Annotated in this window: 25 protein-coding genes and 1 riboswitch; of the genes, 12 read left to right on the top strand and 13 right to left on the bottom strand. The window is 59.3% G+C overall.

Features of this window, described 5'->3' with window-relative positions; genetic code table 11:
• Positions 1-10: 10 nt before the first annotated feature.
• The 7 genes from LOH53_RS11605 to LOH53_RS11575 all read right to left on the bottom strand — a co-directional run bounded on the left by LOH53_RS11605 (position 11) and on the right by LOH53_RS11575 (position 7,879).
• Positions 11-1,258, bottom strand: coding sequence for an Nramp family divalent metal transporter (locus LOH53_RS11605; protein WP_230067964.1), 1,248 nt, complete (start codon positions 1,256-1,258; stop codon positions 11-13).
• A 70-nt stretch (positions 1,259-1,328) separates the two neighbouring features.
• Complete coding sequence (locus LOH53_RS11600) at positions 1,329-2,132, bottom strand: class I SAM-dependent methyltransferase (RefSeq protein WP_230067963.1); 804 nt, start codon at positions 2,130-2,132, stop codon at positions 1,329-1,331.
• 133 nt (positions 2,133-2,265) lie between these two features.
• A complete protein-coding gene (locus tag LOH53_RS11595; RefSeq protein ID WP_230067906.1) occupies positions 2,266-3,678 on the bottom strand; it encodes an aminotransferase class V-fold PLP-dependent enzyme in 1,413 nt (470 codons plus the stop codon).
• A 56-nt stretch (positions 3,679-3,734) separates the two neighbouring features.
• A riboswitch (SAM riboswitch) is annotated at positions 3,735-3,848 on the bottom strand.
• A gap of 81 nt (positions 3,849-3,929) precedes the next feature.
• Positions 3,930-4,745: a histidinol-phosphatase gene (gene hisN, locus LOH53_RS11590; RefSeq protein WP_230067905.1), complete on the bottom strand. Its 816-nt coding sequence runs from the start codon at positions 4,743-4,745 to the stop codon at positions 3,930-3,932.
• A 178-nt stretch (positions 4,746-4,923) separates the two neighbouring features.
• Positions 4,924-6,054 carry a ribosome small subunit-dependent GTPase A gene (gene rsgA / locus LOH53_RS11585; protein WP_230067904.1) on the bottom strand — a complete coding sequence of 377 codons (1,131 nt, stop codon included), beginning with the start codon at positions 6,052-6,054 and terminating at the stop codon, positions 4,924-4,926.
• Positions 6,047-7,357, bottom strand: a complete 1,311-nt coding sequence (aroA, locus tag LOH53_RS11580; protein WP_230067903.1) for a 3-phosphoshikimate 1-carboxyvinyltransferase — start codon at positions 7,355-7,357, stop codon at positions 6,047-6,049. The genes rsgA and aroA overlap by 8 nt, the downstream gene beginning before the upstream one ends.
• A 6-nt stretch (positions 7,358-7,363) precedes the next feature.
• Complete coding sequence (locus LOH53_RS11575; RefSeq protein ID WP_230067902.1) at positions 7,364-7,879, bottom strand: DoxX family protein; 516 nt, start codon at positions 7,877-7,879, stop codon at positions 7,364-7,366.
• 215 nt (positions 7,880-8,094) lie between these two features.
• On the opposite strand from LOH53_RS11575, the gene LOH53_RS11570 reads away from it, so the two are divergent.
• Positions 8,095-8,823, top strand: coding sequence for a sigma-70 family RNA polymerase sigma factor (locus LOH53_RS11570; RefSeq protein WP_376991316.1), 729 nt, complete (start codon positions 8,095-8,097; stop codon positions 8,821-8,823).
• Positions 8,824-8,825: 2 nt separating this feature from the next.
• Positions 8,826-9,086 (top strand): mycothiol system anti-sigma-R factor, encoded by a 261-nt coding sequence (gene rsrA, locus LOH53_RS11565; RefSeq protein WP_230067900.1) that lies wholly within the window; start codon positions 8,826-8,828, stop codon positions 9,084-9,086.
• 52 nt (positions 9,087-9,138) lie between these two features.
• Here the strand turns inward: rsrA and LOH53_RS11560 are convergent, their stop codons facing one another.
• The 4 genes from LOH53_RS11560 to LOH53_RS11550 form a co-directional block, all read right to left on the bottom strand.
• Positions 9,139-9,684 carry a group III truncated hemoglobin gene (locus tag LOH53_RS11560; RefSeq protein ID WP_230067899.1) on the bottom strand — a complete coding sequence of 182 codons (546 nt, stop codon included), beginning with the start codon at positions 9,682-9,684 and terminating at the stop codon, positions 9,139-9,141.
• Between the two features lie 196 nt (positions 9,685-9,880).
• Entirely contained in the window at positions 9,881-9,955 is a 75-nt protein-coding gene (locus LOH53_RS17020; protein ID WP_370739471.1) for a 50S ribosomal protein bL37, read from the bottom strand.
• Between the two features lie 140 nt (positions 9,956-10,095).
• Positions 10,096-10,695, bottom strand: a complete 600-nt coding sequence (locus LOH53_RS11555; RefSeq protein WP_230067898.1) for a GDSL-type esterase/lipase family protein — start codon at positions 10,693-10,695, stop codon at positions 10,096-10,098.
• A gap of 75 nt (positions 10,696-10,770) precedes the next feature.
• Complete coding sequence (locus LOH53_RS11550) at positions 10,771-14,640, bottom strand: multifunctional oxoglutarate decarboxylase/oxoglutarate dehydrogenase thiamine pyrophosphate-binding subunit/dihydrolipoyllysine-residue succinyltransferase subunit (protein ID WP_230067897.1); 3,870 nt, start codon at positions 14,638-14,640, stop codon at positions 10,771-10,773.
• Between the two features lie 275 nt (positions 14,641-14,915).
• Between LOH53_RS11550 and guaB1 the strand changes: the two genes are divergently transcribed.
• The 9 genes from guaB1 (at position 14,916) to LOH53_RS11505 (ending at position 24,005) form a co-directional block, all read left to right on the top strand.
• Complete coding sequence (gene guaB1 / locus LOH53_RS11545; protein ID WP_230067896.1) at positions 14,916-16,415, top strand: GMP reductase; 1,500 nt, start codon at positions 14,916-14,918, stop codon at positions 16,413-16,415.
• Between the two features lie 332 nt (positions 16,416-16,747).
• Positions 16,748-17,299 (top strand): gluconokinase, encoded by a 552-nt coding sequence (locus tag LOH53_RS11540; protein ID WP_230067895.1) that lies wholly within the window; start codon positions 16,748-16,750, stop codon positions 17,297-17,299.
• 17 nt (positions 17,300-17,316) lie between these two features.
• Complete coding sequence (gene soxR / locus LOH53_RS11535; RefSeq protein WP_230067894.1) at positions 17,317-17,835, top strand: redox-sensitive transcriptional activator SoxR; 519 nt, start codon at positions 17,317-17,319, stop codon at positions 17,833-17,835.
• A 110-nt stretch (positions 17,836-17,945) separates the two neighbouring features.
• On the top strand, positions 17,946-18,452 hold the full coding sequence (locus tag LOH53_RS11530; protein WP_230067893.1) for a flavin reductase family protein: 507 nt from the start codon (positions 17,946-17,948) through the stop codon (positions 18,450-18,452).
• Positions 18,453-18,794: 342 nt separating this feature from the next.
• Positions 18,795-20,168, top strand: coding sequence for a hemolysin family protein (locus tag LOH53_RS11525; RefSeq protein WP_230067892.1), 1,374 nt, complete (start codon positions 18,795-18,797; stop codon positions 20,166-20,168).
• Positions 20,165-21,223, top strand: coding sequence for a hemolysin family protein (locus tag LOH53_RS11520; protein WP_230067891.1), 1,059 nt, complete (start codon positions 20,165-20,167; stop codon positions 21,221-21,223). Before LOH53_RS11525 ends, LOH53_RS11520 begins: the two co-directional genes overlap by 4 nt.
• 81 nt (positions 21,224-21,304) lie before the next feature.
• Positions 21,305-22,228 (top strand): metal ABC transporter solute-binding protein, Zn/Mn family, encoded by a 924-nt coding sequence (locus tag LOH53_RS11515; protein ID WP_230067890.1) that lies wholly within the window; start codon positions 21,305-21,307, stop codon positions 22,226-22,228.
• Positions 22,229-22,290: 62 nt separating this feature from the next.
• Positions 22,291-23,139, top strand: a complete 849-nt coding sequence (locus LOH53_RS11510) for a metal ABC transporter ATP-binding protein (protein ID WP_230067962.1) — start codon at positions 22,291-22,293, stop codon at positions 23,137-23,139.
• The gene (locus tag LOH53_RS11505) at positions 23,136-24,005 is read left to right on the top strand and encodes a metal ABC transporter permease (RefSeq protein WP_230067889.1); all 870 of its coding nucleotides are present in this window, start codon (positions 23,136-23,138) and stop codon (positions 24,003-24,005) included. The genes LOH53_RS11510 and LOH53_RS11505 overlap by 4 nt, the downstream gene beginning before the upstream one ends.
• Positions 24,006-24,031: 26 nt before the next feature.
• On the opposite strand, the gene LOH53_RS11500 is transcribed toward LOH53_RS11505, so the two are convergent.
• Complete coding sequence (locus LOH53_RS11500) at positions 24,032-24,451, bottom strand: Fur family transcriptional regulator (protein ID WP_230067888.1); 420 nt, start codon at positions 24,449-24,451, stop codon at positions 24,032-24,034.
• Positions 24,452-24,574: 123 nt separating this feature from the next.
• Between LOH53_RS11500 and LOH53_RS11495 the strand changes: the two genes are divergently transcribed.
• Positions 24,575-25,231, top strand: coding sequence for an MBL fold metallo-hydrolase (locus tag LOH53_RS11495; protein ID WP_230067887.1), 657 nt, complete (start codon positions 24,575-24,577; stop codon positions 25,229-25,231).
• Positions 25,232-25,326: 95 nt separating this feature from the next.
• On the opposite strand, the gene LOH53_RS11490 is transcribed toward LOH53_RS11495, so the two are convergent.
• On the bottom strand, positions 25,327-26,364 hold the full coding sequence (locus tag LOH53_RS11490; protein WP_376991386.1) for a PLP-dependent cysteine synthase family protein: 1,038 nt from the start codon (positions 26,362-26,364) through the stop codon (positions 25,327-25,329).
• Positions 26,365-26,417 lie beyond the last annotated feature (53 nt).

Raw genomic sequence — 26,417 nt, 5'->3', positions numbered from 1 at the left:
GCCGGTGTCTTCAGCCCTGGCCGGTAAATGTGAACCAGAGGAGAGCGGCATTGAGCGCTACAATGACCGCAACGCTGGCTAACGCCGCTAGACGCAGCGCCAGTCCGTCCCGATAGTGGCCCATGAGCGTAGCGTTTGAGGTTAGGCGCAGTAGCGGAATCAATGCGAAGGGTATGCCGAAGCTGAGCACCACTTGGCTCACGATCAGCGCCCAGGTGGGGTCTATGCCCACGGCCAGCAAGATGACAGCGGGGATAAGGCTGAGCAGACGACGCGTTACGAGTGAGATGCGTACTTTTACAAGCCCCTTCATGACTGTCGCCCCGGCATAGGCACCGACCGACGTAGAGGCAAGTCCAGAGGCCAGTAGCCCGACGGCGAAAACAACTCCCACTACGGGTCCCAAGTGGCTCACGATGGCCGCATGGGCGCCTTCGATGGTGTCAGTGCCTGCCACCCCACCCAATGTGGACGCTGCCAAGAGGAGCATGCCAATGTTGACCGCGCCGGCTAGCACGAGTGCTGCTACCACGTCCCATCGCGTGGCCCGAATGACCCGTGCCAGAGACTCGCTGCTGTTCCTCGCGTTCGGGTGCCGATCTGTGGCCAGTTGCGAATGCAAATAGATGGCATGCGGCATGACAGTTGCGCCCAACATTCCAGCCGCCAAGAGGACACTGTTTGCTCCCTCGAAGCGGGGAACCATGCCAGCTAGGACACCTGAGGGGTCCGGCGGGCTAAGGGCAAGGCCGGTGAGAAATCCGATGGTGATAATGATGAGTAAGGCGATGATGACGGATTCGAAGCTGCGTTGTCCCCGTCGGTTTTGCACCGTGAGTAGCAGAATTGAGACGATGCCCACGATGACCCCACCAACGGGCAGCGGCACGGAGAAGAGCAGATTTAACGCGATGGCGCCGCCTACCACCTCGGCGAGGTCGGTGGCTATTATCACCAGTTCTGCCTGTACCCAATAGGCGCGCCTGGTGCCAGTAGAGAGCCGCTCACCCAGGATTTGCGGCAGCGACTTTCCTGTCACTACGCCCAGTTTTGCTGACTGGTATTGGACCAGCATGGCCATCACATTCGCGGCAACGAGGACCCACACCAGCAAGTATCCGTACCTTGCCCCCGACGTGAGGTTGGCTGCGACGTTCCCAGGATCTACATAGGCGACGGCGGCAACGAAGGCGGGCCCAAGCAGGAACAGCAGCCCGCTCCTTGGCGAGGACAGGGTTCGGGTCTTCGACGCATCCAGCAATTATCAGCCCTTTCGATCTACCTAAATATAAATTTTAGGTATACCGAAATAGTACGAGCAGAGTTGCTTAGTTGTCGAGTTCGAACGGCGTGTCGCAGGTGCCCGAACTACGTCTAGCCCGCCACGTATGGGTCAGATAGGGAAGTGCAATCTTACTTTGTGGTGTGTGCCCCAGATGTTCATAGAGGTACCAGGAGAGATTCGACAGTACTTTTGCGCGGGTTTCGCTGCCAGCTTTGAGGTAGTAACTGCGTGAGGTGGCCAGTTCAATCACCTCATCTGGGCTTTGGCTTTGCTCCCACCGGGTTTCATGCGCTGCCAAACCGGTGAATTCGATCCCGACATTCGGATGGAAATCTGGTTTGTGTACATCGCCGGCATGCATGATTCGGGCCAAGCGGTGGACCCATGGAACACCGACGTCGAGTTGATTCCAGATCAGGCCCAGCGTCCCACCCGGGCGCAGAACTCGTGCCAACTCGGTGCTGGCAGCGAGAGGATCGCACCAGTGCCAGGCTTGGGCCACGACAGCTAAGTCCATGCAGAGGTCGGGAAGCGGCAGGTGCTCGGCAGTACCAGAAGCAACAGCTGTCTCGGGCAGCTTGCGCAGCAGCTGAGTCAACATGTCGGCTGATGGATCCACTGCGCTGACGCGCCACCCTCGATCCGTCAGTAAACGAGTGTATTTGCCGGTCCCTGCGCCGACGTCGAGTACATCGTGAACCGTTTCGGCGCCGTCGAGCAGCCAGTCTAATGATTCCTGCGGGTAGCCGGGCCGGACGCGGTCATAGTCGGCACCCCCGGTTTGGAAGGCATCCGCCATCTCCAAACGTCGCGCCCCATCGAATATCGGTCCGCCCCGCCCCGCCATAGTGCTCCTGCCGTCGCTCAAAAATCCGCCGCTCCACTCTACCGCGGACCACATCCCGCATCTGACCCGCAGAAGACGTTCAAAATCGGGCGAATTTCCCGAAATTTCGACGTCTTCTGCGGGTCAGATGCGGTTACTCACTAGTGCACGGTGCCGCGCCGGCCGTACCAGGGGTGTTAGGCGCCCACGAAGGGTAGCTGCGAGTGTCGTTGGCCGGAACCCAGCGCCCAGCGTCAATGACATAGTCCGCGCCCAATCCCTCGCCCAGGAGAGCCTTGACTCCCTCAATTAGCCGATCTGCGTCTTCCACGCAGGACCCCACGCCGAAGCTTGCCCGCAGCGACCCTGCGGCTAGGCCCAGTCGGCGTAGCAGCGGATGAGCGCAGAACTTACCATCACGCACGCCCACACCGTGCTCGGCGGAGAGATATGCTGCTGCTAAGCCGGAATCATAGCCAGCAATGGAAAAATTTACGACCCCAATGGTGCCGCAGCCTGGGTACGTGTCGCTGTCATCGAACATCTGGTGAACCGTGATGCCTTCAATTGAGGAAAGCCCCTCCACGAGGCGGGCCCGCAACTGCTGTTCGTGAGTATGCCACTTCTCAGCATCCAAGCCGGCAAGAACTTGGGTCGCCCTGGCGAGGGTGGCCGCCCCCAAGACGTTGGGGGACCCCGCCTCGTGACGTGCGGGCCCCTCCGCCCAGCGCACGGATTCGAGCCGTACATCGTTGACTGCCCCGCCACCAGCCAGATACGGGGTGCCGGCATCGAGCCAATCTGAGCGGCCCACTAGGACACCCGCACCAAAGGGGGCATAGAGCTTGTGCCCGGAGAAGGCCAAGTAGTCGATCCCGTCGTGAACCATATCAATGCGTCTGTGCGGGGCCAATTGGGCTGCGTCAAGGACAATGCGCGCACCATAATGGTGAGCCAGGGTGGCGAGTTCGGCGACCGGCAGAACTTCTCCGGTGACATTGGAGGCGCCAGTGACCGCCAGAAGCACCACATTGCCGGCCCGTAATTGGGTTTCCACCCGGGCTAACGTCGCGGCAATGCTTCCGCCAGCTACTACTGAACGATGCGCCATGCTTTGCCAGGGCAAAAGATTGGCATGGTGTTCAATATCTAGATACAAGACCTCACCGCTATCCGCAGATGTGCCCGAAGCGCAGTGCTTGCCGGTGAGCTGCTCCCGTACACAGTTCGCCAGCAGATTCAGCGAATCAGTGGTGTTGCGGGTGAAAATGACAGTGTCATCGGGGCGTGCCCCCACAAAACTAGCGACAATATGCCGGGCGTTTTCGTACACTGAAGTGCTCACCTGGGAGGCAAAACCTGCGCCCCGATGGACGCTGGCATAGTAGGGCAGGATCTGCGCAAGATGCTCCGCAACGTCCTCCGCTGCAGGGGTTGATGCAGCATAATCGAGGTTGGCGTAGCGGACCTGGCCCCCGTGGATGAGCGGGGCGTTGAGCCTGCTGCCCACCACAGACAGAAGTGGGTGCGTGGAAATCAACGGTTTTTCGAGAATGGCAGAACTCATGGGGCTCCCTCAAAGGAAAGACTCCTTGTGCCAAACGACTAGCGTTGGACACAAAAAATCCGCGCTTGCCATGACCGTTTGGCCCTGGCCAGGTCGTCACCCGGGGCACCCCGCCGCGAAAGGAGGGTTGCCGGCCAGCAAACCGGGGTTTAGCGCTGGCACTCGTGACCTATGGGGAAAACCCTAGTCCAAAAATCGGGACACAGCTTATTTGTTACGAACTGTCGCTGCGTCCCGATTCTGGCAGTTTTTTAGCCCAGGAGATCGTCCCAACCAGGGTTCAGGCGCTGCAAGGTCTCACTGTGGAGGATGGAATTAGTGGCGAGGGCGTTTCCCCCGAAGGGACCGTCCGCTCCGTCAAGGGACGTGAATCGGCCGCCTGCTTCGGTCACGATCGGCACTAGGGCAGCCATGTCATACAGGTTCAATTCGGGCTCGCAGGCAATGTCCACACTGCCCTCCGCCACCATGCAATAGGACCAAAAATCTCCATAGGCTCGAGTGCGCCAGACGTCGTCGGTCAACGCCAAGAACTCGTCGCGGTTACCGCGTTGAGTCCAGCCTTTCAGGGATGAATAGGACAATGAGGCGTCTGAGAGCTTGGAAACATTGGAGACATGAATACGTGTGGCGCTTGCTAGAGACTTGCCCATGTAGGCGCCTGTACCTTCGGCCGCCCACCACCGCTTGCCCAATGCTGGGGCGCTGACAACCCCCACCACGGGGCGGCCCTCATCCACCAGAGCGATCAGCGTGGCCCACACGGGAACGCCACGCACAAAGTTCTTAGTCCCGTCGATCGGGTCGATCACCCATCGCCGGGAACCGTGTCCGCTGCTGCCAAACTCCTCGCCCAGAACGGCGTCACGCGGACGCACTCGGGAAAGCTGGCTGCGAATAGATACTTCGGCGGCCTTGTCGGCGTCGGTGACCGGTGTGAGGTCGGGCTTGGTTTCAATTTTCAAGTCTAGGGCTTTGAACCGGGACATCGTCAGGGAGTCAACAGTGTCCGCCAGCACGTGGGCAAGGCGGAGGTCGTCGTTGTAAGTCTGGGGTTGGACAGTCATAGGCAATACGCTACCGGTTGATACCTAATTAGTGCGGATGGCGTGGATCTTTGTGCGCGGCTGATAGCGCGGCTGAGTGTCCGGCTGAGCGTTCGACGGCGGCGAAGCCGTGGGTAGCCTCGTTGCCGTGGGGAAAGCGCGCGACGTGCATAAGAAAGACGTGCATAAGGCTGCCCAGCTATGCCGTGGTGCCCAGTTCCTTGGCTTCCGCGCGGCCTTCCGTGCGATCGCTGGTCCCTAGGAGCCGACGCAGAGATGCCAAGCGTGCCGGTCCGGCGTCGCCCGCATGGCCGCCGCTCACCCAGGGGTCCAGTCCGCAGTTGACGGCCGCGGAGTCGTGTTTACAGCCCCGCTCGCAATCGTCGGTACCTGGCTGCAGGTCCAAAAACGCGTGCAGGATTCGGTCGGGGTCTACGTGGGCTAGGCCGAAGGAGCGGATACCAGGGGTGTCGATGATCCACGAGCGCGGCACACCGTCTTGCAACCGGAGCGCAAGCGCCGAGGAGGAGGTGTGGCGTCCACGTCCCGTCACGGCGTTCACGCCGCCCGTGGCGCGCTGAGAACCTGTCAGCGCGTTGACCATGGTGGACTTGCCTACCCCTGAGTGGCCCACGAGCACACTAACTTTGCCGTCAAGGTGACGTCGGAGTTGTTCAACGGCGCCACCAGCTAAGAGCGCGGAGTCGCCATCGTCGCTGCGGGCATCAATCGCTGACGCAGCATCGGATGCTCCCACGGTCGCGGTTCGGCTGATGATGACAGTCATGTGCAAATATTCGTAATTGGCCAGGAGCTCGGCGGGATCCTTGATGTCGGCCTTGGTGATGAGCAGAATCGGTTCGATACCCGAGTCGTAGGCCGCCACGAGGGCGCGGTCGATGAAGCCGGTGCGGGGCTCCGGGTTGGCTGCGGCCACCACGATGACAAGTTGGTCCGCGTTAGCTACCACCACGCGTTCAACGGGATCGGTATCGTCGGCGCTGCGGCGCAGGAGTGTACGGCGTTCTTGCACACGCACCAGCCGTGCCAGCGTATCCGGTTTACCGCTGGTATCACCGACCAAGGCAACGAAGTCTCCAGCTACTACGGGGGAGCGGCGTAATTCCCGGGCTCTGGCGGCAATGAGCACGCGTTCTCCCGGCAAGTCCTCCTCCACGATGGCGGTGTAGCGGCCACGGTCCACGGTGACGATCCGACCTATGACTGCGTCCTCGTACGCTGGCCGATCCTTCGTACGGGGCCGGCTTCCCTTCTTGTTGGGACGGACCCGGACATCGGATTCGTCCCAGTTGCTGTAGTCCTTAGCCACGGATCTGCGCGCCGCTGCCCTGTGAGAGCATGTCGGTCCACAGCCGTGGGAAGTCCGGCATGGTTTTCGCTGTCGTGGAAATATCCTCGACTTCGACCCCGGGTACGGCTAGGGCGATGATTGCTCCTGCCGTAGCCATCCGGTGATCAGCGTAACTGTGGAACACTCCCCCATGCAGGGGTGCTGGATTGATAATGAGCCCATCGGGCGTTTCCATCGCGTCTCCGCCCAGGGCATTGATCTCTGCCACCAGGGCCGCCAGCCGGTCTGTCTCGTGCCCACGCAGATGAGCGATGCCGCGCAACGTTGACGGCGTTGAGGCAAGGCACGCGATGGCCGCAATGACCGGAGCTAGCTCACTGGTGTCGGAGAGGTCCACTCCGTGGATCTCAGCTGTTCCCGTGACGCTGAGAACACCATCTTCCAGCGTCACTTCCGCCCCGAACTGGGGGAGGATCTCACGCCATTTATCGCCCACTTGTGTGGTCTTGCTTGGCCAGTTGGGAATGCGTACGGTGCCTCCTGTGACCACGGCTGCCGCCAGAAATGGCCCGGCGTTGGAGAGATCCTGCTCTAACACCACGTCAAAGGCCGCTATCGGGCCAGGCTGGACTATCCAGTGGTTAGGCATCGAGTCATCGACGTTTACTCCCAGAGATCGCAGAAGTGTAACGGTCATAGAAATATGGTCAACGCTTGGCACCGAGTCGCCGGTGTGTTCTAAGTGGATGCCGTTCTTAAAACGGGCAGCAACAAGCAAGAGTGCTGAGATGAATTGTGAGGATCCGCCGGCGTCAACGCCAACGTGGCCACCGGTGACGGAGCCAGTGCCGTGCACAGCGAACGGCAGGGTGCCCGCGCTGGCGTTGTTTACGTGAATGCCGAGCTGCGCCAAAGCCGCGAGAATCGGTGCCATGGGCCGCACCCGTGCCCCGGGATCGCCGTCGAACGCCACGGTCCCAGCGATGAGCGCCGCTAGAGGTGGGACGAAGCGCATGACGGTTCCGGCCAGCCCGCAATCAATGGCGGTGTCAACGGCGTTGCGCTCGGGAATGGGAGTGACGCGAAGATCCGGAACATCACCGCAGCCTGGCACCTCCTCGATGACGGCACCGAGACTGCGCAGAGCGCCCATCATGAGCTCGGAATCCCTGGACTGTAACGGGGCCCTGAGCCGGCACGTACCGTCAGCAATTGCGGCCAATACCAGATACCTATTGGTCAGCGACTTGGAAGCGGGGATCGTGACTGTGGCGTCCAGGGGCTTTGTTGCACACGGTGCAGGCCAGGGGGCGGAGGGCATGGGGGATTAGTGACCTTTCACGTCATGGGCAAGTGCGCGAACCCCGGCGTCGGCTTTCTTTAGCTGTTTCTTGGTGGACTTCTTGCCGGACTTAATAAGGTGTTCAGCTTGCCAGCCCAAACCGGGCTTTCCTGCGGTATCAACACTGGCCAGCAATGCACCTCCGAGCAGGCTGATGTTCTTGATGAGCTGGCTGCGACGGTGTGACTTAGCCTCTTTGGTGAGGGAATCTGCGCTGCGGTATTCCACGAACGTGCTCAGTCCCGTGGTGAGGGTCAGGAGCATGGCGGCGCCGCGGGAAAACTTGCCGCTCGCCAGAAGTACGCCAGCGCCGATTTGGGTGCCTGCTACCACGCGAGCCAGAGTCTTTTCACTAGCCGCAACCGGTAAGGCGTCGGAGACGCGGCTTAGGACCCCGGAAAGCTGTTCAGCTGTTTGCTCGGCATGCCGGAGACGGTCAATACCGGAAAGAATGAAAGATGCAGCGAGCATGGGGCGGGCGATGACACGAACAATGGACAAAATAGCCTCCTCATAAGAACTGTGATCGCCTCTCCCGGTGACGGGGGACGTTCCTGCTTCAGCTAAGTCTGCCACCTTGGCACGTTGTTTGCGGAATATATGGCCGTGGACGCTGGTTTGTATGAGTAGGAAAGCGGTCAATCATGTGGGGGCTGGCTCCACTAAAACGGGACTGAAAGGTTGTAATGCTGACACTGACAGTAGACTCGGCACTAATGAACATTTCCGAGCCTGAGTCAACCTCCGCGACCATTGAGCAGCCAGCGTCAACACAGGGTGCCACGCAGCAAGAGGACAGCGTGGACCTTTTGCCGAAAACTGATGTAGCCGATGTAGATGTTGCCAATGAGACCGCGGATGCTAGGCGTGCCCGTTTTGAGCGCGACGCTCTGCAGTACGTGGATCAGCTGTATTCAGCTGCTATGCGCATGGCTCGTAATCCCAGTGATGCGCAGGACTTGGTTCAAGAGGCTTACACGAAGGCATTTTCGGCTTTTCACCAGTACAAGCCGGGGACAAATCTTAAGGCGTGGCTTTACCGGATTCTGACGAACACGTACATTAATCTGTATCGCAAGAGGCAGCGCGAGCCGTTGCAGTCCAACTCGGACTCCATTGAGGATTGGCAGTTGGCCCGGGCTGAATCTCACACCTCCGCAGGGTTACGGTCAGCGGAGGCAGATGCGCTGGATCATCTGCCGGACTCAGATGTGAAAAATGCCTTGCAATCCATTCCGGAAGAATTTCGCCTGGCAGTCTATTTTGCCGATGTTGAGGGCTTTGCGTACAAGGAAATATCAGAAATTATGAATACCCCCATCGGCACCGTGATGTCGCGGTTGCACCGGGGACGGAAGCTGTTGCGAGACATGCTGGCCGACTATGCAGTGGAACGCGGATACGCGAAGAGCGCCGCAGCGAAACCTACCGAAACGGAGAAGTAACCATGGGCGACTGCCAAAGCCTAGGCGATTGCGATGATAAACGCATCGGACGAATCTATGAGTACTTGGATGGAGCGCTGTCCTGCCAAGATCTCGCTGACATTAAGGCGCACCTAGACGACTGCCCTGACTGTACCCAGGAATACGATTTGGAGTGCGTTATCCGTTCGGTGGTCAAGCGCTCCTGCAAGGAAGCTGCACCGGCTACCTTGAAAGCCGCCATTTTGGCGCGTCTTCATGAAGGACGCCCCGCAGAGGTTTAGGCCTCGACGGCGTTTTGCCCTGCGCCTGCGCCGTCTTGGCGAAGGTTAGCTGTCACAACTCGGGCGGGCGCATGGAGATGGTGCTGTACTGGCTGGCCGGGCGTCCTGTCACGCGCCGGTGCAAGGAACCTGCAATCAAATGGGCCTGCACTTTTGCCATCTCTGCCTTGTCTCCGCTAAATAGAGCATCCACAGTGTTGGTCCACAGTTGGAGCCAGCGGTTGAAGTGTTCTAGCGTTAGCGGTTCTTGGGCATGGATGTCGAAGTGGATTTTCAATGCGTTGCGGCTGTAGAGGCCAGCCTTGAACAAGACAGTCTGCCAAAAGTCCGCCATGATCGGCATATGCCGGACCAAGTCCATGTGCACTACATCGGTGAAGATGGGTCCGATGAGAGGGTCCGCAAACGCGCGCGTGTAAAAGGTGCTCACCAGAAGCAGAATGTCGTCTCGGTTAGCGATGTCTGCGCTGGCACCGTCGGTTCCTTGGCTGTTGTTAAGGTCTTCGGGTTCCCCATGTTCCCCGGGGATATAGGCGTTAAGTGCCGACGCCGTCCTGCGGGGGTTGCGCTGGCTGGTATCCGTCCTTGAGGTGGCCACGGTGCTACCGTGCCACTGATAATACGATGAGGGTGCCTGCCGTGGGCAAGGCCTGAACCGGCAGCGTGGTGAGTGAAACGAGGTTGGTCATGGAGCAGCTTTCTCACGCGAAAAAATAGTCGAACTGCAATGAAGAAACACAAAAGTCCGCCCGCTTAATGGCGGGACGGACTTTTGATGGTGCATAAGTCAAGACTTACGTGTTGGGGCGCTTACCGTGGTTTGCGCCGCCCTTCTTACGGTCCCGACGCTTGCGTGAACGCTTCGACATAGCTGCCTCCAATCGTGAATGAAGATCCTAACAAGATCTGCCCTCTATTCTCCCATAGCAGGTACTTGCAGACCTAACTGGAAAGCTCGTGGGCTTGTTGCACTGCCCGTTTTGTCCAGCTAGCCTGGCCTGCGCGCGGCTCAGGCCGCTTCTGGAAGGTCCAGCCACTGGTACCAGCCGCGGTGCAAAACAAGCCACGCCATCAGCCCGTATCCTGCCTGGCCGGGGGAGCCGTCGTTAGCCGTCACATCATTTCGCCACTGCTCGTGGTTCTGCAGCGGCGAGAACGTGTCCACATAGTGATGCTTGCGACGCGTGGTGACATCGGCAAAGGCCGTATTCAGCTCAGCGAGTTTTCGGTTGAGCGCTGGATCCAAGGACGGCGGTGGGCCTACAACAAACACGGGGATGTTCAGTTGGGAGGCCCCATCGAGGATGTTAGCCAGATTGAGCCTGCTGCGAGCAGTGGAGAGCCCGTAGTCGATGTCCCGGCCGGAAAGACCGATGACCAGACGGTTCTCGTGGAAGTCATCAAAGCGTTTGCCCGCCTCTTGCAACCAGCGTCCCGCCAGGGCCTCAGTACCCTCTGCTGGGCTCGCGAGCACATAAGGCTCCACCGTGATGGCTTCTTGCGGTGTACGGGCCAACACGCGGCCTAGCCAACCGAGAGCACGCGGATCTCCCACGCCTGCCAGCAGCTCTTCTCCAACGGCCACAATTCGCAGCTCCCGCTTTTCCACGGTGTCCCTTTCGTCCTTTGTTTTACAAACCAAAGATGCCCGGCCGCTCCTGCAGGCCGGGCATCTTGCAATGCCTTAGTTGCGCTCGAACGCCTGTTTGATCAGCAGAGTCTGCTCAACTGCGTGCATCTTTGCCGAGCCCGTGGACGTTGCCGCCGACGCCGGACGCGAAACTCGGGTGAGCTTGCGGTCTAGCTCTGGGGCCAGGTTCAAAGCCATGAAAGGCCAGGGTCCCTGGTTGGCTGGCTCATCTTGCGCCCAGATAGCTTCCGCGTTCGGGTACTTGGCGAGTTCCGCCTTAACCTGCTCCACAGGCAGCGGGTATAGCTGCTCAACCCGGACGATCGCGGTAGTGGTGTCCTGGGACTTCTCACGCTCGGCGAGAAGATCGTAGTACAGACGCCCGGACACCAGCAAGATGCGCTGGACAGCGTTTGCATCCAGTGCGACATGGTCACTAATGACCGGACGGAAACCACCGGTGGTGAAGTCCTCAACCGCGGAAGCTGCAGCCTTGAGACGCAGCAGCTGCTTGGGTGTGAAGATGATCAACGGCTTGCGCGGACGGCTGTAAGCCTGGCGACGCAGCAGATGGAAATGTGAGGCCGGGGTGGTTGGGTTGGCCACCACCATGTTTTCCTCGGCGCACATCTGCAAGTAGCGCTCAATGCGTGCTGAAGAGTGGTCCGGGCCCTGGCCCTCGTAGCCGTGCGGCAGCATGAGTACCAGCGATGAACGCTGGCCCCACTTCTGCTCGGCGGAGGAGATGAACTCGTCCATGACCGTCTGGGCGCCGTTGGCGAAATCGCCAAACTGGGCCTCCCAGATGACCAGCGCGTCCGGGCGTTCAACGGAGTAGCCGTATTCAAAAGCCATGGCGGCGTATTCGCTGAGCAAGGAGTCGTAGATCCAGAACTTTGCCTGGTCCTCACTGAGGCCGGCGATCGGATTCCAGACGGTGCCGTTGGCACGATCATGGAAAACAGCATGCCGACTAACGAAAGTGCCTCGGCGAGAGTCCTGACCGGACATACGGATCGGGACACCCTCAAGTAGCAGTGAACCGAATGCTGCGAGCTCGCCGAAGCCCCAGTCGATGCCGCCTTCGCGGGACATGGTCTCGCGTTTTTGCAGCAAGGATTTCAGCTTCTGGTGGACTGTGAAGCCCTCCGGAATTGCCTGGTGGATGGCGCCGATGCGTGCCAGAGTATCCGCGCTTATCGCCGTGACCTTGGGATCATTGACACCGCTGTCAGTCTGCTGAGACATGGGGCGCTCCAAATCGGAGACGGCCTGTGCATCGCGGGTGACGATCGGGATGGGGGAGGTCTGAGCAGCATGCGTCTCAGCAAATACGCGTTCCAGACGTTCCTGGTAGTCCCGCAATAGCTGCGAGGCTTCCTCTTCAGTGATATCCCCTCGGCCGATCAGAGCCTCGGTGTATAGGCGACGGACTGAACGTTTGGCCTCGATGAGGTTGTACATCAGCGGTTGGGTCATTGAGGGATCGTCACCCTCGTTATGGCCGCGCCTACGGTAACAGACCATGTCGATAACAACGTCCTTACGGAAGCGCTGCTGGAACTGGTATGCCAGTTGGGCCACGCGGACTACTGCTTCGGGATCGTCGCCGTTGACATGGAAAACCGGAGCCTGGATCATCTTGGCGACGTCGGTGGAGTAGACCGAGGAGCGCGCGGACGACGGCGAGGTGGTGAAACCGACCTGATTGTTGACAACGATGTGGATGGTTCCACCGGTACGGTAGCCACTTAGTTGGGAGAGGTTAAGGGTTTCAGCCACCACGCCCTGACCAGCAAATGCCGCATCTCCGTGAATCATCACAGGCAGGACAGGGAAGTTTTCGCCCTGGTTCATCCTGTCCTGCTTGGCGCGGACAATGCCTTCCAGGACGCCGTCGACGGCTTCCAGGTGCGAGGGGTTGGCCGCCAGATAGACCTTGGTCTCATTGCCGGCGTCGGACGTGAAAGTACCCTCTGTACCCAGGTGATATTTCACGTCTCCGGAGCCCTGCACGCTGCGTGAATCCTGGGTGCCTTCAAACTCGCGGAAGACCTGTGCATAAGTCTTGCCGGCAATGTTGGTGAGCACGTTCAGGCGGCCGCGGTGAGCCATGCCGATGGCAACCTCGTCCAGCCCGTCATCGGCAGCGTCGGAGATGATTGAATCGAGCAGCGGGATCAGGGATTCCCCGCCCTCCAGCGAGAAGCGTTTCTGACCAACAAACTTAGTCTGCAAGAAGGTCTCAAACGCCTCCGCCGAGTTCAGCTTTGAGACAATGCGCAACTGCTCTTCGCGGCTGGGCTTGGAGTACGGGTGCTCAAGTTCGTTCTGGAACCATTCGCGCTGTGCCGGCTCCTGGATATGCATGTACTCCACACCCGTGGTGCGGCAGTACGCGTCACGGAGGACACCAAGGATGTCGCGGAGCAGCAACTTCTGCTTGCCGCCGAAGCCTCCGGTGGGCCATTCACGGTCCAAGTCCCACAGGGTCAGACCGTATGTGAGCACGTCCAGGTCGGCGTGCTTGCGCTGGACATATTCGAGCGGATCGGTGTCCGCCATGAGGTGGCCACGCACCCGGTAGGAGTGGATCAGCTGCTGGATCCGAGCAACTTTGTTGATCTGATCGGTCGGGTCGACCTGCAAATCAACGCTCCAGCGCACAGGCTCATAGGGGATGCGCAGAGATTCGAAGATCTCGTCGTAGAAGTTCTCTGCACCGAGCAGGAGCTGGTGGACCTTCTTGAGGAATTCGCCGGAGCCGGCACCCTGGATGACGCGGTGGTCATAGGTGCTTGTCAGGGTCAGAATCTTTGAGATGGCGTTACGGGCGATGATCTTCGGGCTGGCGCCTTGGAACTCTGCCGGGTAATCCAAGGAACCGACGCCAATGATCGCAGCCTGGCCCTTGGAGAGGCGTGGTACCGAATGGACAGTACCAATACCACCGGGATTAGTGAGTGAAACAGTGGTCCCGGAGTGGTCATCGGCGGTGAGTTTGCCGGTGCGTGCACGCTTGATCAGGTCCTCGTAAGTGTGCCAGAACTCGGCAAAGTTCAGTGTCTCTGCCTTCTTGATGTTCGGGACAATGAGCAGACGCGAGCCGTCAGGCTTGGGCAGGTCAATGGCAATGCCGAAGTTCACATGAGGCGGCTGGACGGCAACGGGCTTGCCGTCCATGACGTCGTAATAGACGTTCATGGAAGGGAACTGGCCTAGGGCCTTGATGACGGCGTAGCCGATCAAGTGGGTGAAGGAAACCTTGCCGCCACGGGCGCGCGCCAAATTGGAGTTGATGACCACGCGGTTGTCGATGAGCAGCTTGGCCGGAATGGCGCGCACGCTGGTCGCCGTGGGGACCTCCAAGCTGGAGATCATGTTCACTGCGATGGCTTTAGCCGGACCGCGGAGCACGGTTTTGACTGCCTCGTCCGGGACTGAGGTGTCCTTGGCGGTCTTGGGCAACTGAGCCGGGATGGGGGTGGAGCCGGTTCGGGCGGCGTCCTTGGCCGGTGCCGGGGGCCGCGTTGTGGCGGACTTTTGCGAATCTGCAGGAATGGCCGAGACATCTACAGCAGTTGTAGCCTGCGCGGCCGCAGCCGGAGTTGATGCTGCGGGGGCTGATGTTGTGGGTGCCGGCACGACGGCGGGGGGTGCAGACGCCGTTGCGGCGTTTGCTGGCGTGGGGCTCGGGCCGCTGGGGGCTGCCACTACCGGGATTTGCGCCGTGATCGGCGTGGAATTGGGAGCGGTGTGGCGTCCGTTACCCGTCGCCTCTTCGGCGTCGAAGGATTCAAACAGTGGCCACCACTTCTTGTCCACAGAGTTCTTATCAGCTTGGTAACGCTCGTACAGCTCATCGACGAGCCACTCGTTTCCGCCAAATTCCTCTGGTAGACGGTGGATGGATTGCTCTGGCACGTGTATTACGCCTCTTCCATGAGTTCTTATTGCCCGCTGTGCTTCTTGATCAGTGACAAGGATCCTGCAAACCCCTGCCGCGTGTAAGTCTAGTGAGCATTGCCGCCTCCGGGCCAATCCATCTCTGGGCGCGTCGCTTACATGAGAGCAACGATGGTGGGTCTTTGTGCACCCAGGCGACGGAGTAGAAGACTAGAATCTAAAATTGCGGACCGATCGGACCGCCCGGACAAGCCCTGTATTTTCCCCGGCCGCCTTGCCTCGTTTGGAGCGCCATGCGTTTTCTTTCCCAGCCAGCCACTGACTTGACGTACTCGGATGTCTTCTTGGTCCCGTCCAGATCAAATGTGACCTCTCGACTTGATGTTGATCTTTCCAGCGGCGATGGCACTGGCACCACTATTCCCCTCGTGGTGGCGAACATGACGGCAGTTTCAGGCAAACGCATGGCAGAGACGGTGGCACGCCGTGGAGGTTTGGCCATTCTTCCCCAGGACGTTCCCCACGATGTGCTGGGCGACGTTGTGAAGTGGGTGAAGATGCGCGACACCCTGTTTGAAACCCCGCTCATTATGACGCCGTCGGACATTGTTGTGGACGCTGTGCACTTGCTGCCCAAACGGGCACACAATGCAGTTGTGGTCGTCGCGGACGGCGTATTTGTCGGAGTGGTGCGCGGGGCGGACACTGAAGGCGTGGACAGATTTGCCTCTCTGGCATCGGTGATGCGCACAAATGTCGTAACGCTTGACGCTGCCCCGTTCGACGCCGTCCGGGCCGACGCCGACGCCGGTACCATCTCCCCGAAAGCGGCGAAGGCTGACATGGACCGAGTACTGCGGGACGCCTTTGCTGTGCTGGACGGTGCGGGCACCGATTTCGCCCCCGTGCTCCGTCGCGGGGCCGTGGTGGGTGCGCTCACCCGCACTGGCTCGTTGCGCTCAACCATTTACCAGCCGGCGGTGGACGCCCAAGATCGTCTGCGGATAGGCGTTGCGGTGGGTATCAACGGCGACGTCCTGGCCAAGGCGGCTGCGCTGCTGGACTATGGAGTGGATGCGCTGGTCGTGGACACCGCACACGGGCATCAGGAAAAGATGTTGGAGGCAGTGCGTGCAGTCCGAACGCTGAACCCGGGTGTCCCTGTTGCTGCGGGCAACGTGGTCAGTGCCGACGGCGTGCGAGATCTGGTCGAGGCGGGCGCTGACATTTTGAAAGTGGGGGTTGGCCCTGGCGCCATGTGCACCACACGCATGATGACGGCGGTAGGACGCCCCCAATTTTCGGCAGTGCTGGAGTGTTCTGCCATGGCAGCCGAACTAGGCGCGCACGTGTGGGCTGATGGAGGGGTGCGTTATCCGCGCGACGTTGCGCTGGCACTGGCAGCCGGGGCAAGTGCCGTCATGATCGGCTCGTGGTTCGCCGGAACTTTTGAAAGCCCCGGAGATATCCAGACGGATGCGAGCGGACGCCGTTACAAGGAGAGTTTCGGGATGGCCTCGGCACGGGCGGTGCAAAACCGGACGTCGGGAGACGAAGCTTTTGAGCGTGCCCGCAAGGGATTGTTTGAGGAGGGCATCTCTACATCCAAGATGTACCTTGATCCGGCCCGCCCTGGCGTGGAGGACTTGCTGGATATGATCACCGCCGGGCTGCGTTCTTCCTTCACCTATGCCGGGGCCCGGTCCCTAGCATCCTTCCGGGAGCGGGCCATCGTGGGTGTTCAGTCAGCGGCTGGCTACGAGGAAGGGCGGCCGCTGGCGCAAAGCTGGTGATCACTAACGAAGAAGGAGTCGTCGGCATTGGCGCCGCGACCCTGTACGGACGTGAACTGTCACCGCCGAATGACGCCCATCCAAGCGGCGAAACTGGGAAAAGTGCTGGAATCCTCCGAACTTTTCTGATTTGAGGACTTCACCCAGGTGACAACCTCGGGCCTTCCTGTATCAATAGGCGTATCTGGCGTATCTGGCGTATAGCCGTCTGATTGACGGGACAGGTCACGACTGGTGAGCTCCGCTGCGATGACCACGCCGCGCATCGTGGTGACGAGGACTCCGTTCGCCCGATGGGGTGAGGTTGCCCCGGATTTGGTATACAAGAGAGTATGGAATCCCCAGTGCTCACGTCCCGCCAATCCATCCCCGCCCCTCCCACCATCAGGGTCGTTGTTATGGGAGTCTCCGGTGCGGGTAAAAGTACGATTGGAGCACTGGTAGCTGATGCTATGGGTTTCCCGTTCTTGGATGGGGATTCCTTGCACCCGATGGCAAACATCAGCAAAATGGCATCGGGTACGCCCTTAGACGATGACGACCGGGCGCCGTGGCTGGAAATTGTGGGCAACGAACTTGCCACGACCACGGCCAGCGGCATTGTTATAGCGTGCTCGGCCCTCAAGCGTAGTTACCGTGATGCTATTAGAGCCAAGGCACCCGACACGATCTTCTTGCATCTGCAGGGTACCTTGGAGGTGCTCAGTTCCCGGTTGGAGGGCCGTTCGGGGCACTTCATGCCGCCTGCATTGCTGGCATCCCAACTGGCAGCACTGGAGCCGTTGGCGGCCGACGAGAACGCTGTGGTGATTGATATTTCCGCCGGGATCACGGACTTGCTGGCCGCAGCTGTAGCCGGGATCAAAGAAGCGGCTAGCCGTTAGTGAGTGATGCTTCACCCATGAGCGAACCCGGCTCGCATCTTCGGGCCGAGGAAGAACTGAGTGTGGGACACATTGCCCAGCGCAGTGGCGTTAGCGTTTCAGCTTTGCATTTTTATGAGCGACAAGGCCTGATTTTCAGTACACGGACGGCAGGAAATCAGCGGCGTTTCAAGCGCTCGGTGCTTCGGCGCGTGGCTGTGATCCGCGCCGCGCAGAGTGCAGGCATCCCGCTGTCCCTCGTGGCGGAGTCGTTCTCCGAACTTCCGATCGACGGTGTTTCCACCCAGGCCGACTGGCGTCGGCTGTCTGAGCACTGGCAAAGTGAACTCGACGCACGAATTCTGGCTCTGGAAAATCTGCGAGGCAAACTCGGAGGATGCATCGGTTGTGGTTGTCTCTCGCTGGCCGAATGCGGCTTTGTTAACCCGGATGATCAAATAGCGGGAAGGCGTCCCGGTGCGCGGGCTTTTGACGTTCCCCCCAAGGTCGGCTCAACGTCGTCAGATTTTGTTGCCGCAAAAAACTTAGATGAATGAAGTATCAGGGCCTGGCAAAAGTGTCCGATTTGACCTCAACAAAGGTTGAGGTTCTACTGTTGACAGTGGTGCGCTGCTTAGGCGGGCTTGTGTGAAAGGAACTTTTTGTCATGACTGCACAACCGGCAACCAGCGGAACTGGAACGGTGATCGGGGACTTTAAGGCAGCGTTCGGCGGCCATCCGGCAGGAATTTCAGTGATTACCGCAGACATCGGGACTGGCCCAGTGGGCATTACCGCCTCATCTGTGGCCTCCGTTTCCGCTGAACCGCCCATCCTGGCTTTTTCTTTGGCTTCGCAGTCCGGTTCTGCCGCCGCTATCGCGGTCGCTGATTCCTTGGTGGTCCACCTCTTGACCGCGGCTGACCTTGAATTGGCCAGAGCCTTTGCCAGCGCCAGTAGCGAACGGTTCACCTCCTCCATGCTGTGGACTCGACTAGAAACCGGAGAGCCGTTGCTCATGCACGCTGGCTTCGCTCTGCGCTGTCAGGTGCTTAGTCGCACGCCAGCGGGAGGATCACTCTTGGTAGCGGCATCCGTTGTGGAGATTATTTCCCCGGACATAATTGGGGAACCGCTGGTCTATCACAGCCGGGCGTACCGTGGTTTGGCCTAGCCCTCAGGGCTGAAAAACGCTAAAGGGGGCGAAAAGCGACGAACTGGACGCCTCAGGATCAAGAGCTGGATGACGTCCACGATTGTGAGAGCGCAGCAGCGGCTGTCCCAGCGGGCTCATGTAGAATAAAAACCCTATGGAAAGTAAATCTAGGGGCCGGCAGCACGGTTCGCAAGGTATGAATTCATGCCCTGAGGATACCGCAGCGCAAGCCGGCAAACCCCGCACCCGTTCTCACCACACCTCCACCTGCGAGCCGATCGGTCTTGGCGCCGATCACCCCCCGCCGGCCAGTAGTCACCGCGTTCGGACGAGTCACCGCAAGGAAAAGGTGGCGCCGTAATGGAATGGCTCCTTCTCGTTGCGGGCCTGCTACTTATTTGTGGCACGGGATTCTTCGTGGCTGTGGAATTCTCTTTGGTGGCGCTTGATCAAACTACAGTCCAGCGAGCCGTGGCTCAGGGCGACAAAGCTGCCGAACCGCTGCTGCGCTGCCTGAAGTCCCTTTCCACGCAACTCTCCAGCTGCCAGCTGGGCATAACGCTGACCACACTACTGACCGGTTTCCTGATCGAACCGTCGTTGGGTGCACTGCTGGCTGTGCCCCTGAACGCCATGGGTGTGCCAGAACCCGCGGTTACCGGCGTCGCCCTTGTCACGTCCATGATCGTGGCAACACTGCTCTCGATGCTTCTGGGCGAACTTGTTCCCAAGAACATGGCGATTGCCAAGTCCTTTGAAATTGGCAAAGTGGTGGCACGTCCACAACTGGTTTTTACTGCCATTTTCAGGCCCGCGATTGTGGTGCTCAACGGGACAGCCAACAAGGTTCTGCACCTTTTTGGGATGGAAGCGAAGGAAGAAATTTCAGGAGCGAGGTCTCCGGCGGAACTGGCCTCATTGGTTCGTCGCTCGGCCGCCATGGGAACCCTTGATGAAGGAACCGCTCGATTCGTGGCCCGTACCCTCAGTTTTGGTGAGCGCACTGCCGCAGATGTCATGACTCCGCGTATGCGCGTGGAAACCATTGAGTCGGTGCAGTCAGTGGCTGACATCATCGAGGCCGCCCGGCGTACCGGGTACTCCCGTTTCCCCATCATTGGTGACTCCCCGGATAACATTCTGGGCGTTGTTCACCTCAAGAAAGCTGTCTCCATTCCTTTCCGGAAGCGCCCCTCCATTGAAGCTGGTGCCATCATGACCGACGTTCTTCGTGTCCCGGAGACCGTCCACCTTGATGCGCTCATTCTGGAACTGCGCGAAGGTAATCTGCAGATGGCTGTGGTGCAGGACGAATATGGTGGCACCGCGGGTGTCACGACCCTTGAGGACCTGGTGGAGGAGATTGTGGGGGAGGTTTCTGACGAGCACGACCGGACCAAGCCTGGAATCTTGCAAAGCGCCGATGGCCATTGGTTCTTCCCGGGCCTCATGCGCCCGGACGAGGTCTCCGAACGTATTGGTCAACTCTTTGTCCCCGATGAAGCTGGCTACGAAACCGTCGGCGGCTTCATGATGGCCATGTTGGGTCGGATCGCTCGTGTGGGCGATAGCGTTCCTGTTGAAGGCGGCACTTTGCTGGTGGACCGTTTGGAGCGGCGTCGCATTGATCGCATTTGTTTCATCCCCGCCCCGGACCCGGTGACGGGTGAGCTCGCCGCCACGCCAGAAATCACGGACGACGCCGGACTGGGCCAAAGCGGTGATGTTCAGTGAACCCGTGGGTTGGAATTGTTTGGCTGGTGGTCCTCCTCCTCGGGAACGCCTTCTTTGTGGCGGCCGAGTTTGCCATCATGTCCGCGCGCCGTAGCCAGATTGAGCCACTTGCGGAAGCCGGTTCCAAGAGGGCCAAGATCACCTTGGGCGCAATGGAAAACGTTTCCCTTATGCTTGCGTGCGCTCAATTGGGCATCACCGTATGCTCCTTGTTGATCTTGAACGTCGCCGAACCAGCTATTCACCATTTACTTTCGAGTCCGATGCACGCACTGGGCATTTCGGACAGCATCGCTGGACCGGTCTCGTTTGTGGTGGGTCTGTTACTCGTGACGTTCTTGCACGTGACGTTTGGCGAAATGGTGCCCAAGAATATGAGTGTCTCAGCAGCGGACAAGGCAGCGTTATTGCTCGCGCCACCGTTGGTGTTTATCGGCAAGGGTGTGCGTCCGATCATCGTGGCATTGAACTGGAGTGCCAACCACATCGTGCGTTGGTTCAAGATTGTGCCCCAGGATGAGGTCTCTTCTTCGTTCACGCTAGAGGAAGTCCAGTCGATCGTGGCCGAGTCTAAGCGCAGTGGATTAGTGCTGGATCAAACGGGACTGATCAACGGCGCGTTGGAGTTTTCCACTCAAACCGCACGAGAGATCATGGTGGACCTTGAGGACGTGGTGACATTGCCGGCGTCGGCCACTCCGGTGCAATTTGAGCACAAGGTGGGTAAAACCGGATTCTCCAGATTTGTTCTCACGGATGATGCCGGGAATCTTCTGGGCTATCTGCATTTGAAAGACGTGCTGCGCATTCCACTGGAGCGTTACGAGATGCCGATCGGGGAGGGGCGCGTGCGCTCCATGGTGAACCTCTCGGTGGATGAGGAGATAGAGGATGCGCTGGCGATCATGCAGCGCACGGGTTCTCATGTGGGACGTGTCATTGCTGAGGATGGATTGACTCTCGGATTGTTGTTCCTTGAAGATGTGATCGAGCAGCTAGTTGGGGAGATCAGGGACGCCACGCAGACGCAAATCCAGGAACGTCGAAGGGCTTGATGCGAACGATTCCCATTTAGGTTATGCTGTTATCAACCTTATTGGTAACAATTCTCATTAGCATCCCTGGAGGATCCCCGTATGCACCTGCTTCGCCCCGTCTTGCCCCTGGCTCTGGCCGTCTTAGCTTCGTTGGCGTTAAGCGCCTGTGGAGCCGGTGAAAGTTCGGCACCGAGCCCCGACGGCAAAATAGCCGTGGTGGCCTCCACCAATGTTTATGGCAACATTGCCCAGGATGTGGGTGGGAATTTAGTTGATGTTCATTCCGTCATCACCCGCTCCGATGCTGACCCGCACTCCTATGAGGCCACAGCTCAGGACAAGCTAGCCATTTCCAAGGCCGCCATCGGCATTGAAAACGGAGGCGGTTACGACGACTTCTACGGCCAACTGGCTAAGGGCACTTTGGAGTCATCCAAGATTGTCAATGTCAGCGAAATTTCCGGCTTAGACACGGGTGCGGGCTTCAACGAACACCTTTGGTATTCCCTGCCGACCATGTCCGCGTTAGCCGACGAACTTGGCAAACGCTTCACGGCATTGCAACCCGCATCTGCACAGTCATTTGCTACCAACGTGGCTGCATTCAAGGACGGCCTTGCGAAAGTTTCGGCCACGTTGGCTGCGGTAAAGACCGCCCACGACGGTACGGGAGTGGCCGTAACAGAGCCCGTCCCGCTGTACCTGCTGCAAGCGGCCGGCTTGGTCAACAAGACTCCGCCAGCGTTTAGCGAGGCTATTGAAAACGGATCAGACGTTCCCACCACCGTCTTGCGCGATACAGTAAACCTCATGTCATCGAGAAGCGTTGCCGTCTTGGCCTACAACGAACAAACGGAGGGTCCTCAGACCGTAGAGGTCAAACAGGCTGCTCTGGCGGCTCATGTTTCGGTCGTGGATTTTCGGGAGACGCTTCCGGCAAATAAGAGTTACCTTGCGTGGATGAGTGAGAATGCAAATGCTCTGGATCAGGCTCTGTCAACGTCGCCGGCCAGCGGAAAGTGACGTCTTCGGATTCCACTGGGACGTCGTCGGGGATGGCGGCCGGAGCGGACGGGCGGATGCCGATGGGAGCGCAAGACACGACGGACATTAAGCTGACTGCCGTGAGTGTGCACGGTGCACGGCTCGGATTTGGCCAACGCAAGCTGTGGGATGGATTGGAGCTTGATATTGCTCCCGGTGAGTTTCTGGCCGTACTCGGTGCCAATGGCAGCGGGAAAACTAGCTTCCTCAAAGTATTGCTGGGGTTGCTTCCGCTGGATTCCGGGACGGTGACGATTGGTGGAGAGCTGGCCCGACGCGGACACCGCGCCATCGGTTACGTTCCCCAGCAGAGGCACTTTACGGAAGACACACCCCTGCGTGCACGTGATCTGGTGGGCTTAGGTATTGACGGCCACAAATGGGGAATCCGTCTGCGTGGGCGCGCGCACCGAAAACGAGTTGACGAATTGTTGGGCGAGGTAGGCGCTGGCTCTTATGCAAAAATTCCGGTGGGTATGCTCTCCGGTGGTGAGCAGCAGCGCCTCCGGATTGCTCAGGCTCTTGCGTCGGACCCCAAGGTGCTCTTGTGCGATGAGCCGTTACTGTCCCTGGATCTCAATCACCAGAAAGCTGTCAGCGCCCTAGTGGGCAAACAAGCGAAAGAACACGGGACCGCCGTCGTCTTCGTCACCCATGAGATCAACCCGATCTTGGAGCACGTAGACCGCGTGCTGTACCTAGCCGGAGGTCGTTTCACCATTGGCACTCCAGAGCAGGTTATGACCACCGAGGTACTCTCGGCCCTCTACGGGACTCGTGTGGAAGTGCTGCACAGCAATGGTCGCATTGTGGTGGTGGGGATGCCCGAAGCGGTGATGGACGGCCATCTGGAGGGTACGCCGGGCAGCGAAGAAGGGCACGCGGCATGAACTGGACCGACTTTACCTCCGCAGTGTTCAATTTCACGGACTACGGCGAGCTGTTGCCACTGTTCCGGGACTCCTTGCTGGCCGGTGCCATCTTGGGTCTCGTGGGCGGACTCATCGGCACATTCGTCATGATGCGGGACCTGGCATTCGCAGTCCACGGCATTGCCGAGCTGTCATTTGCCGGGGCAGCCTTTGCGCTTCTCATCGGTGCCGACGTCATCTTCGGCTCACTCGTCGGTTCCGTTGTGGCTGCATTGCTCCTGGGAGTCATGGGAGTGCGGGCGCGGGAGAAGAACTCCGTGATCGGGGTCATCATGCCGTTTGGGCTGGGCCTGGGTATCCTATTTCTCTCCCTTTATCAGGGGCGTGCCGCCAATAAGTTTGGTCTCTTGACCGGTCAGATCGTCTCCGTTGATTCCACTGCGCTTTCCGTTCTGGCGCTGACAGCCTTGGTCGTGGTTGTTGGACTGGTTCTGATTTGGCGCCCACTGACGTTTGCCAGCGTGGATCCGGACATTGCTACTGCACGGGGCATTCCTGTCCGGGCGTTGTCCTTGGCCTTCATGTTCTTGTTGGGCATCTCGGTGGCACTGTCGATCCAAGTTGTCGGTGCTCTACTGGTGTTGGCCCTGTTGATCACGCCAGCCGCTGCGGCATTGCAGGTGAGCGCCGCACCACGCATGGTGGTCTTGCTGAGCGTTTCATTCGCAATGGTGGCTACCGTGGGAGGGATTTTGCTGGCTTTAGGAGGGCGGATCCCGATCAGTCCGTACGTGACGACCTTATCGTTTTTGATTTACGTCATTGCGCGTGTCGTTGGTACTGTGCGACGCCGACGCGGCTGGTCTGTGCGCACAGCAGCTTGACCGTAACTAGAGCGGGAGCGGTAGTTTCAGCTGTGGCTTGCTTGAAGAGTGCATTCCGGGCATAGGCCGTAGATCTCCACGGTGTGCTGAACCTGTGTGAAACCATTTTCGCTGGCAATCTTGGCGGCCCAGCTTTCCACTGCCGGAGCCTCGATCTCCACTGTCCGTCCACAGTTGCGGCACAACAGATGGTGGTGGTGGCTGGTCGCTGAACAGCGGCGGTATACGGCTTCTCCTTCGCCGTTGCGCAGGGTATCTACTGCGCCTTCTTCTGACATTGAGGCCAAAATTCGGTACGTGGTGGCCAGGGAGACACGAACGCCTCTGTCCGCCAGCAGTCGGTGTAGTTCCTGAGTGCTGACAAAATCGTCCAGACCATCCAACGCTGCGCTGATGGCGAGACGTTGCTTAGTGACGCGCTGTTCTTTCACCGGCACTTCCGACATGCTCTGAACCTGCTTTCTGCGTGTGTCAGTCCGATTAACCAGCCTAACGCAAAGGGCGCGAACCCGGATTAGAGAGAGGGTGCGCTCCTCAACGTCCATGTGCGTGCGGTATATGCTGAGCGCATGCTGCTGACCAAATATACCCACGCCTGTGTACGACTTGAACAAGCAGGACAGGCGCTGGTCATTGACCCGGGCGTCTTCTCTGAAAGTAGCGTTGCGTTGAACGGCGTTGACGCCATTTTAGTCACACATGAGCACGCCGACCACATCGATCAAGAGGCCGTGCTGAGTTCGCTGCGTGAGAATACACGCGTGGTGCTTTACGCTCCATCGGGGCTTGCCGCCACTTTGCGTGAGGCTGCTCCGGAAGCCGCAGAACAGATTCAAGATGCCGCACCCGGAGACGAGTTCAGTACTGCGGGCTTTCAAATCCGCTGCTTTGGCGGCCAGCACGCACTGATTCATACGTCGATTCCAGTGATTGCAAATGTGGGCTACGTGGTCAATGACTCCGTCTACCACCCTGGTGATTCTTTTTCAGTCCCGCATGGTCTTCAAGTGAAGACGCTGCTTGTGCCTGTTCATGCGCCGTGGTCCAAGGTGGAGGAGGTAGTCGACTTTGTGGTCTCCGTCCGGGCGCCTCACGCGTTCCAAATCCATGACAGCCTACTCACTGAGACAGGATTGGGTTTCACCGAATCGCATATTGGCCGTATTGGTGCGTTACACGGCACGGAATTCCGGCATTTGGCATCCGGCGAGTCGGTCGAGATCTAAGTATCTGCCGCGACGGCGTGCCAAACTGGCGGGGTGGTGGGAAATTCCACACGCCGTGACCAGTTTGGCACGCCGTCAGCGTCAGGGAGCCAGCGTTAGGCGTCCCAGCGGCCAGTTTCGAAGAACCGGTTGATGACGGCCAAGTGCGGAGCTGGATCCAAGCCCTTCTCGGCTAGCCACTGCGGGTTGTAGTAGCTACCCATGTACCGTTCGCCGCCGTCGCACTTGAGCGTGACGATGCTGCCGCGCTCACCGTTGGCCACCATCTTGGCCACCAGCTGCCACACGCCCCATAGATTTGTCCCTGTGGAGGGGCCAGCAGGCAGTGACGTCAACTCTGAAAAGTGCATCATGGCTGCCACAGACGCTGCGTCCGGGATCTGGAACATGGAATCGATGACGCCTGGCACAAAGCTGGGCTCCACGCGGGGGCGGCCAATTCCTTCGATACGGGAGGACTGACCGGTGACCACTGACATGTCGCCACTGGCCCACGCGGGGTAAAAAGCTGACCCTTCGGGATCGACGACGGCCAGTTGTGTTCCGTGGCCGTGGTAGCGAATGTAGCGCCCGATCGTCGCGGAAGTGCCGCCGGTGCCTGCCCCCACGACTACCCAGCGAGGTTCCGGGAAGCGTTCATGGGAAATCTGGGTGAAAATTGATTCCGCGATGTTGTTGTTGCCTCGCCAGTCGGTGGCCCGCTCGGCGTACGTGAACTGATCCATGTAGTGACCGTTCGTCTCCGCGGCGATGGTGGTAGCGGCGGAGTAGACCTCGTCGGCCTTATCCACAAAGTGGCATCGACCCCCGAAGCTTTCGATCAAGGCAATCTTTTCCGGGCTTGTGGAACGCGTCATCACGGCGACGAAGTCCAAGCCGAGTAACTGCGCAAAGTAAGCCTCGGACACCGCAGTGCTGCCCGAACTTGCCTCCACGACGGTGGTGCCTTCGTTGATCCAACCGTTGACCAAAGCGAAAAGGAAGAGGGAGCGGGCCAGACGGTGCTTGAGACTACCGGTGCGATGGCATGACTCGTCTTTGACATAGAGGTCCACGCCCCATTGCGCGGGAAGTTCTATTTTGTACAAGTGGGTATCTGCGGAACGGTTGTTCTCCGCTTGAACTTTGTGCATGGCTTGGTGAGTCCAAGACAGCTCTTCGGGTGTGCTTAGTGTCGAAGTTCTCA

The organism is Arthrobacter cryoconiti, from assembly GCF_020905375.1.
GTDB lineage: Bacteria > Actinomycetota > Actinomycetes > Actinomycetales > Micrococcaceae > Specibacter > Specibacter cryoconiti.
The sequence above is the reverse complement of the archived record's forward strand: the minus strand, read 5'-3'. Positions and strand labels throughout refer to the sequence as shown.

Coding starts and splice junctions, on each gene's coding strand:
- LOH53_RS11600 (WP_230067963.1), bottom strand. CDS start 2,132: ATGGCGGGGCGGGGCGGACCGATATTCGATGGGGCGCGACGTTTGGAG.
- LOH53_RS11595 (WP_230067906.1), bottom strand. CDS start 3,678: ATGAGTTCTGCCATTCTCGAAAAACCGTTGATTTCCACGCACCCACTT.
- hisN (WP_230067905.1), bottom strand. CDS start 4,745: ATGACTGTCCAACCCCAGACTTACAACGACGACCTCCGCCTTGCCCAC.
- aroA (WP_230067903.1), bottom strand. CDS start 7,357: ATGCCCTCCGCCCCCTGGCCTGCACCGTGTGCAACAAAGCCCCTGGAC.
- LOH53_RS11570 (WP_376991316.1), top strand. CDS start 8,095: ATGAACATTTCCGAGCCTGAGTCAACCTCCGCGACCATTGAGCAGCCA.
- rsrA (WP_230067900.1), top strand. CDS start 8,826: ATGGGCGACTGCCAAAGCCTAGGCGATTGCGATGATAAACGCATCGGA.
- guaB1 (WP_230067896.1), top strand. CDS start 14,916: ATGCGTTTTCTTTCCCAGCCAGCCACTGACTTGACGTACTCGGATGTC.
- LOH53_RS11540 (WP_230067895.1), top strand. CDS start 16,748: ATGGAATCCCCAGTGCTCACGTCCCGCCAATCCATCCCCGCCCCTCCC.
- soxR (WP_230067894.1), top strand. CDS start 17,317: ATGAGCGAACCCGGCTCGCATCTTCGGGCCGAGGAAGAACTGAGTGTG.
- LOH53_RS11530 (WP_230067893.1), top strand. CDS start 17,946: ATGACTGCACAACCGGCAACCAGCGGAACTGGAACGGTGATCGGGGAC.
- LOH53_RS11525 (WP_230067892.1), top strand. CDS start 18,795: ATGGAATGGCTCCTTCTCGTTGCGGGCCTGCTACTTATTTGTGGCACG.
- LOH53_RS11515 (WP_230067890.1), top strand. CDS start 21,305: ATGCACCTGCTTCGCCCCGTCTTGCCCCTGGCTCTGGCCGTCTTAGCT.
- LOH53_RS11510 (WP_230067962.1), top strand. CDS start 22,291: ATGGGAGCGCAAGACACGACGGACATTAAGCTGACTGCCGTGAGTGTG.
- LOH53_RS11505 (WP_230067889.1), top strand. CDS start 23,136: ATGAACTGGACCGACTTTACCTCCGCAGTGTTCAATTTCACGGACTAC.
- LOH53_RS11500 (WP_230067888.1), bottom strand. CDS start 24,451: ATGTCGGAAGTGCCGGTGAAAGAACAGCGCGTCACTAAGCAACGTCTC.
- LOH53_RS11495 (WP_230067887.1), top strand. CDS start 24,575: ATGCTGCTGACCAAATATACCCACGCCTGTGTACGACTTGAACAAGCA.
- LOH53_RS11490 (WP_376991386.1), bottom strand. CDS start 26,364: ATGCACAAAGTTCAAGCGGAGAACAACCGTTCCGCAGATACCCACTTG.